This window comes from Brasilonema bromeliae SPC951 (assembly GCF_012912135.1).
Taxonomy (GTDB): domain Bacteria; phylum Cyanobacteriota; class Cyanobacteriia; order Cyanobacteriales; family Nostocaceae; genus Brasilonema; species Brasilonema bromeliae.
Window position 1 is genome coordinate 15,209 of sequence record NZ_QMEB01000051.1, and the last position, 12,335, is coordinate 27,543.

A 12,335-nucleotide genomic window follows, 5' to 3' on the forward strand; every position below is an offset into this window, starting at 1 on the left:
AGCAATGCATGCAATCAAACGGGAGTTAAAGCTAAATAAAAAAGAAATCTCTCAAATGCGTGGCAATGCTGGTTTTAAGAGATTTGTTTACAACTATGGACTAGATTTAATTATTTCTAGTTGGTCGTTTGAGGATATTAAAGCAAGTGATTCTAAAAGAATAGATGCGATCAAAAAAGTGTTTACTCAAGTCACAATGCGAAGGACTGAATATACATGGATGAAGCAATATCCATCAACAGTTTATCAATCTGCATTTATCGATTTGAAGAATGCTTTTTCTAGATGGCGTCAAGGGCTGGCAAAATTTCCTGTTAAAAAAACTAAAAAGAAAGGTGACTCGTTCACAGTTTACAAAAATGCTGGGGTTTATCCAGAAAAAGGGAAGCCAGCTTTCCCTTTTACTAATCGGGTTGTTATTTGTCCTGGTAAAATAATAAAATTACCAGGATTAAAGCAAGTCAGATTAAAAGAAAGAATTAATTTTCTCTGTAGTTCTCAAACGTTTACTGTTTCCAGGATTGCTGATAGATGGTTCGTCTGTTTCGTGTTAGATGCTGAAAAAGTACCACCAAGAATTCATTCTATTCATAAAATAGGTGTGGATTTGGGTGTAAAGTGCTTAGCTACTTGTTCTGATGGTTCAAGATACGAAATGCCTGTTACCACTTGCCAAGCGAAAATCAAGCTAGGTAAGCATCAGTGGCGCAATCGTAATAAAATCATGGGAAACAAGAAATTAAAAATTAAAGCATCTAACAATGCTAAAAAATGCTTGAATCAATTGTCTAAGCAACATGCTCATCTAGCGAATATTAGAAAAGATACCACTCAAAAAATGACTACTGATTTAAGTCGAAAAGCTTACATCATTAGGATTGAAGATTTAAATGTAGTTGGCATGATTGCTAATCAGAAGTTAGCTAAAGCTGTTTCTAATAATTGCTTTTACGAGATTCGTAGACAATTGATTTATAAGCAATCTCATTATGGAACTAAAGTAGAATTGGTTGAGAGATGGTTTCCATCTAGCAAGATGTGTTCAAAATGTCATCATGTCCAACCAATGACACTAGAAGACAGGATTTTTAATTGTCAAAAATGTGGTCAGATTCAAGACAGAGATGAAAACGCATCGAAGAATCTTGAAAATGCTCCTTTGGACAAAATACGGTTGGCTTAACCGAAATTTACGCTTGTGGACAAGAAGGAGCCGACTCCCTTGGTTGAAGCAAGAAGCAGACCCTCTAAAGGAAACTTTAGTTGAATGGCTAGCTTGAAGTAAGTTTGGTCAAGTTCTGTATAGCAGCAGTTATTATTTATGCCGTAGTGGTAATTTTTGGCAAAGTAACTTCTAGCTTCAAACAGTTACCACCATCAACCTGCAGCTGGTACTCAACTTTGTCCATGAGACGATGCATGATCAGCCAACCGTAGCCACCTTCTTGTTGATCAGCAGGACTTGGGGGCGAATAATCAGATAAATTGAAGCCTTTGCCGTAATCCCAAACTTCTAATGCAATATCCTGGTCTTTCAATTCTAAACGAATGAGAACTGGTAATAGTGGTTGATCCTTATGAGCATGACGTACCACATTAGAGTAGGCTTCCACCAAAACCAACCGCAAGCGACTTGATTGCTTTGACCAATCCACTGAACCTTTGAACTCAACTTCTAAGCAACTTAGCAACCAGCTTTCTACGATGGTTAAAAACTTCAAGTCACTTGGTACATGAAGCTCGCTTTTCATGACTTACAAAACCTCCAGCGAAAGTATAGTTTGGTCATCTTCTTGAACTCGGTTGTCTGCTTGAATACGCGCTAGTAAGTGGTTAAGATGAAGTGGTTGGGCTTCCCTATTTAGCAGTTGCCACAAACCCTCCTGATTCAGCATAGAACGGCTGACTGGCTGGGCGCTATCCACAATTTCTTGTGCAAAATCTTTAGTATTTAATACTTCTGCTTCAGTAATACCATCACTAGCTAGCAGCAGGATATCTCCGGGAGCAAGAACCAACTGACTAGACATAACCTGCCATACAGGCAAGATACCCAGAGGAACGCTGCGTACCTTGAGATATTTGGGTTTTTTTTCCACAGTCTCTTGGTATGACCAGAGCAAGGGATATATATGTCCTGCGTTAGCATAAACTAGTTCCCTAGTATTGGGAGTATAGCGAGCTAAGACGACGGTGATAAAACAATTGTTGCTGATCAAATCATCGCTGAGAGTATGATTGAGATTTTGCATGACCACATTTGGTAGAGGCGGTGATTCTTGAGACAACTCTCGGCGCAACACTGAGATAGCACTAGCCATGAATAAAGCCGCTGGGACACCCTTACCAGAAACGTCTCCCACAGCCAACCACAAGTCTCCTTTTGGATGGACAAACACTTCAAAAAAATCGCCTCCCACTTCACGAGCAGGGTAGCAACAGGCTTGTACCCTCACACCGTTGATGTTGGGCATTGTTTGACGGAGTAGGTTATTTTGAATTTGGCGAGCAACTTCCAACTCAGCGCGGATTTGCTCTTGCTTCTGCTGAAGACGTTGGTAGAGTTTTGCTTGAGAGAGCGCAAGAGCTGCTTGTTCAGCAACACCTGTAATCAGCTCGATATCTTCTTGTTGCCAAGAACGAGCGTGGTGATGCTGCTTGAGAGCAAGAATAGCGAGCAGGTTTTGCTGCCATATTAGAGGCACAACCAATTTCTGATAAGATTTCTCATCATGTATGCTTAGGGCTTTTTGTAATTGACCGGTTTCAAGAACCTCGCTAATCAAAAGATTTAGGTCGAAATCACAACTTGAACTTAGGGATTTTGGATCTTGGTAACAGAACTGGTGTGGTGTTAGGCGATTGCCCTCCACAGGTCTAAGCACGCAATAACTGGCTTCAAAAGTCTGTCCTACCGTTGCCACAATTTTTTGTAGCATACTGTTGTAATCCAGAGACTCTCGAATCGCTGTTGTGACTGCATTAAATAAAGATTCTCTCCGCAAGGCGCGACTCAACTCTTGTGTGCGTTTTTTCACGACTCGATATATATCAGCTGCTTGCTCAACAACTGCTTTGAGTCGCTCAGGTTTCCAAGGTTTAGTAATGTATTTGAAGACCTGACCAGAGTTTATCGCTTCTACTAAATCTTCGACATCAGTAAAACCAGTGAGTAAAATCCGAATTGTATCAGGAAAGTGCTCCACAGTTCTACCCAGAAATTCCGTGCCATTCATCTCTGGCATTCTTTGGTCAGAGATAATCACAGCCATCTCGCCTTCTTGATCCAAGATGTCTAAGGCAGTGAGGGCATCACTTGCTTTATATACTTGAAAATCTCGCCGAAAAGTACGGTAGAGTAAGTGTAGGTTGTCAGGCTCATCATCCACCACCAGGAGCTTGAGCTTTCCAGTCTCTATCTCAGTCATACTTAATTTGACTTTCCCAAGACTTTGATACTAAGGCAACTATTTGCTGTTTCCATATCATCATTGAAGAACACTCCACAAAAACAAAAGTAAATAAAATTCGTCCAGTTTAAACCCCTGATTTCTCTAATTTTTCAAAATTGTCTCTAAATTCGGGGAAGGTCCCCTAAGAGTTTTCCATAGTTTCATAGAAACTCTATCCCACTAGTCCAGAACGTAATGCGCGAACCGCTGCTTGTGTACGGTCATCGGCGCATAACTTGTTCAAAATATTTCGGACGTGTGTTTTCACAGTTCCAACTGTGATATAAAGTCTTTCTGCTATCACCGCATTGCTACAACCTTCTACAATCAATTGCAAAACTTCTAATTCTCTTTCTGTTAAAGTGTAAGGTTCGATTGTGTCTTGGGGCTGACTTTCTTTATCTGGGCTACTATCAACAGATATCTGTAAACTAATCTTATTGTCTAATTGTGTGACTTCGGGTTGTGGTGGATTTTGTTGAGCTTGTTGCAATACAATTCGGGCGATCGCTGGATCAATCCAAGCATTACCGTTATAAGTCACTCGCACCGCTTCAATTAAATTGTCAAACTTAATATCCTTCATGCAGTAAGAGTCAGCTCCTGCTGCAAAAGCAGCTAGCACCGCTTCTTTATTATCCCGTAGGGTTAAAATCAATACTCTTGTTGCTAATTCTTCCCCATCAGTTGTAGATTTTATCTCGCGTGTCAGTTCAATTCCATCTTTGTCTGGTAAACCAATATCTACAATAGCAACATCTGGTTGTAGCGTATTTAACATTTTCAAACCCTCGACAGCATTGGTCGCTTCCCCTACAATTTCAATTTCTTCCTTTTGTTGGAGCGCTGTCCGAATACCCACACGGGTCAGGTCATGATCTTCAATCAAAGCAACACGAATTTTAGTCATGGTCTATTACCGCCCTTATACTCAAAAGCTGTAAAATTGAGTTTACAAAAAAGTCTCGGAAGATGCAGTTTAAAGATGCCTGTGAAAAAATATAAGAGAGCTTTTTGAGTTAGACTAACATATAAAGGCATCCACTCCTTGCCACAGATATTTGATAAGATACTTAAGCGCTAATCGCCCACTACTTGTGTGTTAGACTAAGATACGCTGGAGTTTATAACTCTCTTTCTAAAACATTAGCTTCAACAATAAAAATAAAAACGCGAAGTGTTTCTCCTGCTTAGGAGTACCTGAGATTGATAGATTCTATTGTGCATCCTGATTTCTATAGGGAGTAGCCTAACATCTAAATAGATACCACAAGTCATGCCGCTTCATTTTTCTTGAGACTTAACAGGACTTCCTTGCCAGCAGGATCGGGTTGCGGCTGAAGTCTGGCGGACAGAATCAATCTTTCTGAAGGCGCGAGCTTGACGTTTTGTGCAGTTTTTTTTCACGGCAGGATTTACTACTTTGACTCGTAAGTTTTTTGTGCGTTAGTTTTGGATACATATCATAATTTCTTTGTACAGTGCATCAGTTATAACACTGAGTTATGAGCAACTTCTTAGAATCACCATAGCTTCCCCTCACAACATCTATTTTGTAAAATACCCTGATTTAAGCTTCTGGAAACAATTTGATAAGCTATTGTTCTATCTATGTAGTTGGTGCGAGGCTCATAAAGAATAGGCTATGTCTAAACTGCCTAGAAAATTTTCAGTATTAGGACTACCAGTTCATGTGACAACTGACTATCCAGGCTGGTTGCTAGAACGTTTGCAACAGGGTATGGGGACTCATGTCGTCACCCTGAATGCAGAAATGACGATGCAAGCAGAGCGGAATTCCTCCTTAGCTAAGATCATACACAGTGCTGAGTTAGTGGTTCCAGATGGAGCAGGCGTTGTTCTGTACCTGCGATGGCTGTTGCAGCAAAAAGTCCAGAGAACTCCTGGAATTGAACTAGCAGAAACACTTTTGCAAGAACTTGGGCAAACACAGAGTGAGGCAAAGGTATTTTTCTACGGAGGAGCGCCTGGTGTAGCCGCAAAAACATCAGAGTTTTGGCTTTCTCAAATTCCAGGTTTGGTCGTAGTCGGTACTCACTCTGGCTTTCATTCACAACAAGAGGAAGAACAATTGCGACAAACTCTTGCCCAACTACAGCCACAAGTGATTTTTGTTGGTTTGGGAGTTCCACGTCAAGAGTTATGGATTGCTAATAATCGCCATTTGTGTCCTCAAGCAATATGGATTGGTGTTGGAGGAAGTTTTGATATTTGGTCGGGAATAAAAACCCGTGCTCCTGGTTGGCTGGGAGATAACAATTTAGAATGGCTGTATCGGCTCTACAAAGAACCTTGGCGCTGGCGAAGAATGTTGGCTTTGCCTGAATTTGCCTTTAAAGCCTTAATTTATCGGTTTTTTCAAGTGTCAGGGGTAGGTGTAACGTCAAATTTGTAAACTATTGTTAGTTGTCCACTATAACCCTGCCTCCGGCTTCCCTCTCCAAAACATCCCAGAGGGATTGAGGGTGAGGTCTGATCTTATATTTAATTACGCCTACCTACTTAGCAGTCCTAAATCATTTGTGAAAAACAAGATCCCCGACAACTTTGGCGAAGTCGGGGATCTGTGTCTCTCAATTTTTACAAATCAAATTGCTATAACTACCAACGATTAAGTACTCCGAAAAATTTTCTACTACCGAACAATTTTGTTTTGGATTCAAGGTTGCCAGATTTCACTTGGGAATACTGATTGTATTCAATCTCAAATCTAGAACTACTACTCCTCCAATGCTACTATTAACCAAGCGAAAAGCTCCTGAAAAATCCGTCCTGACTCAAAATAGCGAAACAAAACAGCACAATGGTAGTGTTGAATTCATGGTGCAATTGCGCTCTGTGTCCAAAACCTACGCCAATGGTTGTCATGCTCTTGCCAATATAGACTTGGAAGTCAAAAAGGGTGAATTTTTGTTTATCACAGGAGCAAGCGGTTCTGGTAAATCGACGCTTTTAAAGCTGTTGTATGGAGATGAGTTACCAACACAGGGAGATGTGATTGTTAATGAGTACAATATGGTACCTTTGAGGGGTCATCGCTTATCATTTTTCCGCCGACGCATTGGTGTTGTGTTTCAAGACTATAAACTTATTCCTCGGCGGACAGTGGCGGAAAATGTTAGTCTCGCGCTAAAGACTCAAGGATATACGCGCAAGGAAATTCAACGGCGTTTAGAACCTAGTTTGAAATTAGTGGGTTTACATTCCAAAGCAGAATGCCTTGTAAAACAGCTTTCGGGTGGAGAGCAACAACGAGTAGGTATTGCACGAGCAATAGCGGGAACACCACCTATTCTTTTGGCTGATGAACCGACTGGAAACCTTGATCCAGATAATTCCTGGCAAGTCATGCAGATTTTTCAAAAGTTAAATTCTTTTGGAGCAACAGTGATCGTGACAACCCACGATGAACAGTTAGTCCGCAGGTGCAATCATCGAGTGATGCAAATGCAAGATGGGCGGCTTTATCCAAGAACTTAAAGGTGAAAGTTTTATATTGATACCCTCCCTCACCACCAAGCCAAGTTTGGTGAGGGATTCCAACAGTTGTCCGTGGAAAAAACCTCTACAAAACACGCAATCCCCAGCGTCTTCGTTAGTCGAATCAACACGCTCAGGCTAGCTTTGTTCTAAAAAAACATTTGACCCAATATTTAGGCGCATTACTGCCAAATACTATGATTGCACATTTGCTTTTGTTGTTCCCAGCAATTTGGCAAAACCTCAGTTATCTTCCTCTGTATGTGCGCTATATAGGAAATTGGTTACACAGTCGTAGCCACGACAAATCTAGCCTTGTTTCAGTTGTCTGTTATGTGTCCTCGTTAGTCGGATACACTATTAAGGCTGACTTTATCTTTAAACAAATTCGAGGGAAAATGTTTGGGTATCGCCCCGCCATTCACCAACGACCAACCTGCGGGCAAGATCGCAGTACTCTGGCGGCTTTTGATAACGAAAGAGGAGTGTAGGGAGATAGGTGATCCAGAAAAATTGATCATATTTCCTACATCCTTACACTTATATTCCGTTTTAATAAAACCCTTGCATCAATTTTGCACAAGAGTTTTTAGATTAACTCGTTAATAACAGAAACTAAAGTCATCAATGGTGAATTGACCATCAAAAGCGCAGAAGGTAATACGGTGAATTTCCTTTGCTGATACAGATAATAAAGTGTTGGGAGATTCACCAGGGTCAGAATTAGCAAGATTTGCTCCTGGTAGTACCGTTTGTGTCAGCAGTTGCTGATCGCGACCGTATGCTGAAAGCACAAGCCGCTGTGAACTGGTGACAAAAGCACTGACAAAATGGACAGGATGTAGAAAAGTTGCTTCTATATATCCATTTTTAGGTGCTCCCATTAACACTAACGGACCAGAATGAGTAGGAAATGCTGGGTTTGAGGGCTGTATTGCTATACAATTCTTAAAAATGACTCCCCATTGCTCATATTGTCGCTCCACTGCTTCAAAACATTTCAAATCTTCCAAAGTTAAGTAGACGCACGTGGGTACTGATACGACTTTGCTGTCAATAACTTTTTCCACTTGACCTTGCGAAACTGGAGATTGACTTTGATTTTTAGAATCAAATTCGTTACGAGAGAATTTATGATCTTTAATGGTTGACTTTGTCTGCGATTGAAGACTAGCATGCTTTGCCACGACACCCCGCTTTGTCATTATCTAGAGAACAGTTAGATGATTAACGACATAAAAATTTATTGGTTTTGATCAGCTGCATAAGATTCTAGGTACAAAAACTAGTTGCTCAGCTAGCAGCATGAAGCACACCCGGGTTTACCTACTTAATATATTCAATGAGTGTTTACACTTTTCTGGACGCTTACTCATATCAGTGATGTTTCTGATAGAGTGCCATAACAAATTAATGTGCGCTGGAAATTATAAGTGATAGTTGCTACTAGTATTAAGTGTAGATTAAGGGTATATTTTCAAAGATATCTCAAAGCACAAAATAATTTTATCGTCATAAAGTTTACTAAAAAACACAGTATATATGTATATTTGACATACACTTGATTAGAGGTATGAACGAGTAGTGTGTGAATGTTATCTCTAAGCGTAAGTAAACTACTGAAGGTGATTGGGAAACTGGAAGATGAAGAGGTAAAAAAGTAGGGTTGATTGCAAGACACTTGCAATCAACCCTATTGGATGGTCGAGGAACCATTGTGACTCCTGGCTTTTGAACGCCAGAAACGACGCCAGGTGTTAAGCTTGTACTTTATTAAGTTCCCTCCTGGGCGTGCCTGACCACGGCGCTGCCTTCTGTTGACTAACAAATGCAAGTTAATTTTCTTTTAATCTGACATCAATGACAGTGGCATTAAAGTTGTAGTTGAAGCCATCTAACTCAATTGGCATTCCAATTTTTATTTTGCTATTACCTAGAACTGGTCCTTCGTCAGTGATTTTTGCATTGCCTGTCAAGGTTAAACGTAAATCTTTACTAAAGTTGTTTGATCTTTCTGGTTCTGGCAATTGTTTAATTGAACCATCTGGTTGAGGAACTAATATAGTTCTGGGTAACTCTTCCACAGATTTAATATCTATTTGACCGTGGGGTTGATTGCGGATAATAACTTTAGTTTTGCCGCCTTTTTCAAATCCTCGCGCGTATAACTGTTTAGTATCGAGTACGTTTAATCCCCGAACGATTAAGTCTACCTCGATAGGTACTGTTTTACCACCAACTTGAGCAACGGAACCGGAACCGCCAGGGAAGATAAAGATGCCAAGTATCACTAGCAGAATAACGAGTGCAGCACCTAAATCAAGAATGTTAATTTTACCGAATAAACGACCTTTGGAATCTATAATAGCCATAACAAATCTTTCCAAATAAGAGCAAAGTTGCTGATTGTAACAGTATGGTTTATTAAAGCACAGAGGATTCTGAGTGACTGCGTTAGCAGTGAATGTGCTTGGGCGTTACGATCATGCGACAGTGTATCACAACTTCTTAGTTTTAGATGGACTTTTTGCTATTTTAAGTTGCTGTCACACAGATAGATATATCCTTATGCAACTTACACGGCTATGAATCCGTCCCATAGTTTTATATTCCTTCAAACCTCTTTTCAAGCCGGATTTGTGATGAACAGGAAACGCTTTTCTATCAATCTCCGTTTTTCTCAAAAGCCTTGGTTTTACCCGTTCATTTCGGTAATTATCGCGACACTCATCTGCTTAGTGACACCAGCGACAACAAGAGCGATTGATGCTGGGCAGTTGTTGCCTTTTATTCTTCAGGGAGTCCAGGTTATTCAATTGTCTAATATATCTCCTCGCCAGGAGGTTGATATTGGCAAGCAAATTAATGAGCAGTTGCTAACCAGTCAAGTCAAACTTAACCGCAACTCAGCACTTAATCGTTATGTACAACAACTTGGCCAGCGTCTGGTAGCTAATAGCGATCGCCCCGATCTCCCCTATACTTTCCAAGTCGTTGAGGATGACGCTATTAACGCTTTTGCCACTTTAGGTGGTTTTGTGTATGTTAACACAGGTTTGCTGAAAACTGCAGACAATGAAGCAGAACTAGCAAGTGTTATGGCGCACGAAATTGGTCATATTGGCGGAAAACACCTTGTCAAACAGATGCGACAAAAAGCACTTGCAAGTGGTTTGGCATCAGCAGCTGGGTTGGATCGTAACCAAGCCGTGGCGATTGGTGTAGATTTAGCCCTCAACCGTCCCCGTAGTCGTGGAGATGAATATGATGCTGATACTAGGGGATTAAGAACTTTAACAAGTTCTGGTTATGCCCCATCAGGGATGGTTTCCTTTATGGAAAAACTACTGAAAAAAGGTTCTAGCGTTCCCACATTTTTGAGTACTCACCCTGCAACAGGCGATCGCATCAAAGCTTTGCAAAGTGCTATTAACAACCTACCTAAAAGTGGGGGTGCCGGTTTGGATAATTCTAATTATCAGGCAAACATCAAAGCTTTGCTGAGATAAGTTATTATAACTCCTACTACACTCGTTGCTTATTGTAGCCTCTAACCTCGACTTTAGCTGGATTGACAACAGTCACTGCTTCTTTTAAAGGCAAGGTACGGAAGTGATGATTATAAACATTTGTCTGATAAACGAGCTGATTTGTAATATCTAGTCCTGTCAGCCAGCCACTCCGGGGATGATAAGCGCCAGTATCAATATCCAACCATCCCTGTCCTTGTGCTAGTTTACCAGGATCCACCCCAGGTAGCGTAAAGGTCATAGTATGACCAACAATAATCAGTTTATCAGGGAGTAGTGGTTTTTCTATACTGTGAAATTTATCGCGCACCCAGCAAAGCTGTTCTACAGTTTGTTCTGCTATCGGAATAGAGGGATCAACACCCGCATGAGCCAAGAAAATATCTCCTAAATCGAGATGTGTAGGTAAAGTTTTCAACCATTCCAGATGCTCATGAGGTATTGTGGCTTGTTGATAACTAGCTACCGTTGCTTGCCCTCCACTGTATAGCCATCCTTGTAACATTGAGGTGGAAACATGTCTGTTGGTAAAAATGTTTAATAACATTTGCTCATGATTGCCCAACAAACACTGGTAACAACTGTCCTTGACAAAACTCACGACCTGTGCACTTTGAGGTCCGCGATCAATTAAGTCTCCAAGAAAGTAGACTTGATCATCTGATGTGGGAGCGATCGCTTCCAACAATGTCATTAAACCTTCATAATGACCATGTATATCCCCAATAATAATTCGGCGGTAGCTAGTTGCGCTCATGAGCTTTTTGGTTGGATAACTTTACCTAATACTGCTGCTACACTGTAACTGTTGCTAATTTCGTAAATATGGCTAAAAAAAGCTGAAAAACATAAATGTAATATATAACTACTTTAACTCTGGTGAGTACATACCGTTGTATTATGCCAAACAATAAACTCACAGATGTGAAAGTGAAATTGCGCTTCGTACACTGCTAGAGGCAATCACTCACTCCTGACGTAACAACCAAAAGCCACTGTAAGTCATCCCAGAATCATCGGGTTGCACTAACAAAAAATGTAGTCCACGGCTTTGCTGCTTCCGTTGTTCATAAACTTTAGCAGCAGTTGTCACTTGTTGATCTTCAAATGTGGCAACAATCCATCTGTCAACTAAGCCAGCTTCTAACACCAAACCATCAGGTGCGCCAGCAACGTAATTTAATGCTATGGGATGAACTTGTTGCAACCACCGTGCCAAACGCATTGATTGCCTTCCACCATAAATAATGACACCGGGAACGGGTGTTGTTGATGCTAAACCGAGATGAATGGGTAGGAGATATTCTGGCATTTCTAGAATAGGTATTAGGCGATCGCTAAATACCTCTACCACATCAGTTGCAGTCGTGGAAGCAAAACGCCATTCTTCCCCCCAAAGGTTTTCTGGTAATGGCATTGGGGGTGGTTTGTCCAAAGATACAGGATATTGCTTTTCTTGCAACCACTGTTTTAATGCCAAAGTGTGACGGGTTGGTTCAACAGAAATGCCTAAACTACGTCCAGCTTGTTCTATTAAACTCAAAGACTGAGGACGAAACACTTGAATGACATCTGGTAGTTGTTCAAGCGCTGCTATCTGAAGTTGAGAAGCAACCCAACTTGAAGAAGCTTGTGACTGGGGACAAGTTGCTTGATACTCAAAACTGCGAGTTGCATCACAAATCAGCAACTCCCACATGACTTGTTCAGATCCTTCTGTCTGGGGACGACGATAAAAATCGGCTTGCCAAATTTTCATGGGAGGTACGCATCTTAACAATTCAAAATTCAAAATTCAAAATTCAAAATTCGTCTTGAAAAGTTTTGCGCCGGGAAACCCCTTCGGGTTTGC

General features: G+C 40.9%; 12 protein-coding genes. 5 read left to right on the top strand and 7 right to left on the bottom strand.

What is annotated here, in order from left to right; genetic code table 11:
* The first annotated feature begins 4 nt into the window (after positions 1–4).
* A complete protein-coding gene (locus DP116_RS09040; RefSeq protein ID WP_169154887.1) occupies positions 5–1,183 on the top strand; it encodes an RNA-guided endonuclease InsQ/TnpB family protein in 1,179 nt (392 codons plus the stop codon).
* A 136-nt stretch (positions 1,184–1,319) separates the two neighbouring features.
* On the opposite strand, the gene DP116_RS09045 is transcribed toward DP116_RS09040, so the two are convergent.
* The 3 genes from DP116_RS09045 to DP116_RS09055 all read right to left on the bottom strand — a co-directional run bounded on the left by DP116_RS09045 (position 1,320) and on the right by DP116_RS09055 (position 4,362).
* The gene (locus tag DP116_RS09045) at positions 1,320–1,751 is read right to left on the bottom strand and encodes an ATP-binding protein (protein WP_169154875.1); all 432 of its coding nucleotides are present in this window, start codon (positions 1,749–1,751) and stop codon (positions 1,320–1,322) included.
* Between the two features lie 3 nt (positions 1,752–1,754).
* Complete coding sequence (locus DP116_RS09050) at positions 1,755–3,428, bottom strand: SpoIIE family protein phosphatase (protein WP_169154876.1); 1,674 nt, start codon at positions 3,426–3,428, stop codon at positions 1,755–1,757.
* Positions 3,429–3,624: 196 nt separating this feature from the next.
* Positions 3,625–4,362, bottom strand: coding sequence for a response regulator transcription factor (locus tag DP116_RS09055; protein ID WP_169154877.1), 738 nt, complete (start codon positions 4,360–4,362; stop codon positions 3,625–3,627).
* Positions 4,363–5,097: 735 nt separating this feature from the next.
* Here DP116_RS09055 and DP116_RS09060 point away from each other — a divergent pair.
* From DP116_RS09060 to DP116_RS09070, 3 genes are all read left to right on the top strand, one after another.
* On the top strand, positions 5,098–5,868 hold the full coding sequence (locus DP116_RS09060) for a WecB/TagA/CpsF family glycosyltransferase (RefSeq protein WP_169154878.1): 771 nt from the start codon (positions 5,098–5,100) through the stop codon (positions 5,866–5,868).
* Positions 5,869–6,203: 335 nt separating this feature from the next.
* Positions 6,204–6,953 carry a cell division ATP-binding protein FtsE gene (gene ftsE / locus DP116_RS09065; RefSeq protein WP_169154879.1) on the top strand — a complete coding sequence of 250 codons (750 nt, stop codon included), beginning with the start codon at positions 6,204–6,206 and terminating at the stop codon, positions 6,951–6,953.
* Between the two features lie 197 nt (positions 6,954–7,150).
* Positions 7,151–7,444: a hypothetical protein gene (locus DP116_RS09070; protein WP_169154880.1), complete on the top strand. Its 294-nt coding sequence runs from the start codon at positions 7,151–7,153 to the stop codon at positions 7,442–7,444.
* Between the two features lie 111 nt (positions 7,445–7,555).
* Here DP116_RS09070 and DP116_RS09075 read toward each other — a convergent pair whose 3' ends face one another.
* Entirely contained in the window at positions 7,556–8,158 is a 603-nt protein-coding gene (locus DP116_RS09075; protein WP_211173175.1) for a hypothetical protein, read from the bottom strand.
* Between the two features lie 630 nt (positions 8,159–8,788).
* Entirely contained in the window at positions 8,789–9,325 is a 537-nt protein-coding gene (locus DP116_RS09080) for a DUF4330 domain-containing protein (RefSeq protein WP_169154881.1), read from the bottom strand.
* A gap of 270 nt (positions 9,326–9,595) precedes the next feature.
* Between DP116_RS09080 and DP116_RS09085 the strand changes: the two genes are divergently transcribed.
* Positions 9,596–10,462 (top strand): M48 family metallopeptidase, encoded by an 867-nt coding sequence (locus tag DP116_RS09085; protein ID WP_169154882.1) that lies wholly within the window; start codon positions 9,596–9,598, stop codon positions 10,460–10,462.
* 16 nt (positions 10,463–10,478) lie between these two features.
* On the opposite strand, the gene DP116_RS09090 is transcribed toward DP116_RS09085, so the two are convergent.
* Together DP116_RS09090 and DP116_RS09095 are read right to left on the bottom strand one after the other, a co-directional pair.
* Positions 10,479–11,240 carry a metallophosphoesterase family protein gene (locus DP116_RS09090; protein ID WP_169154883.1) on the bottom strand — a complete coding sequence of 254 codons (762 nt, stop codon included), beginning with the start codon at positions 11,238–11,240 and terminating at the stop codon, positions 10,479–10,481.
* A gap of 210 nt (positions 11,241–11,450) precedes the next feature.
* The gene (locus tag DP116_RS09095; protein WP_169154884.1) at positions 11,451–12,242 is read right to left on the bottom strand and encodes a Tab2/Atab2 family RNA-binding protein; all 792 of its coding nucleotides are present in this window, start codon (positions 12,240–12,242) and stop codon (positions 11,451–11,453) included.
* Positions 12,243–12,335 lie beyond the last annotated feature (93 nt).

What these genes read in the sequence shown, in the direction of transcription:
- DP116_RS09070 (WP_169154880.1), top strand. Translation starts at nt 7,151, where the DNA reads ATGATTGCACATTTGCTTTTGTTGTTCCCAGCAATTTGGCAAAACCTC.
- DP116_RS09095 (WP_169154884.1), bottom strand. Translation starts at nt 12,242, where the DNA reads ATGAAAATTTGGCAAGCCGATTTTTATCGTCGTCCCCAGACAGAAGGA.
- DP116_RS09045 (WP_169154875.1), bottom strand. Translation starts at nt 1,751, where the DNA reads ATGAAAAGCGAGCTTCATGTACCAAGTGACTTGAAGTTTTTAACCATC.
- ftsE (WP_169154879.1), top strand. Translation starts at nt 6,204, where the DNA reads ATGCTACTATTAACCAAGCGAAAAGCTCCTGAAAAATCCGTCCTGACT.
- DP116_RS09055 (WP_169154877.1), bottom strand. Translation starts at nt 4,362, where the DNA reads ATGACTAAAATTCGTGTTGCTTTGATTGAAGATCATGACCTGACCCGT.
- DP116_RS09040 (WP_169154887.1), top strand. Translation starts at nt 5, where the DNA reads ATGCATGCAATCAAACGGGAGTTAAAGCTAAATAAAAAAGAAATCTCT.
- DP116_RS09090 (WP_169154883.1), bottom strand. Translation starts at nt 11,240, where the DNA reads ATGAGCGCAACTAGCTACCGCCGAATTATTATTGGGGATATACATGGT.
- DP116_RS09075 (WP_211173175.1), bottom strand. Translation starts at nt 8,158, where the DNA reads ATGACAAAGCGGGGTGTCGTGGCAAAGCATGCTAGTCTTCAATCGCAG.
- DP116_RS09080 (WP_169154881.1), bottom strand. Translation starts at nt 9,325, where the DNA reads ATGGCTATTATAGATTCCAAAGGTCGTTTATTCGGTAAAATTAACATT.
- DP116_RS09060 (WP_169154878.1), top strand. Translation starts at nt 5,098, where the DNA reads ATGTCTAAACTGCCTAGAAAATTTTCAGTATTAGGACTACCAGTTCAT.
- DP116_RS09085 (WP_169154882.1), top strand. Translation starts at nt 9,596, where the DNA reads ATGAACAGGAAACGCTTTTCTATCAATCTCCGTTTTTCTCAAAAGCCT.
- DP116_RS09050 (WP_169154876.1), bottom strand. Translation starts at nt 3,428, where the DNA reads ATGACTGAGATAGAGACTGGAAAGCTCAAGCTCCTGGTGGTGGATGAT.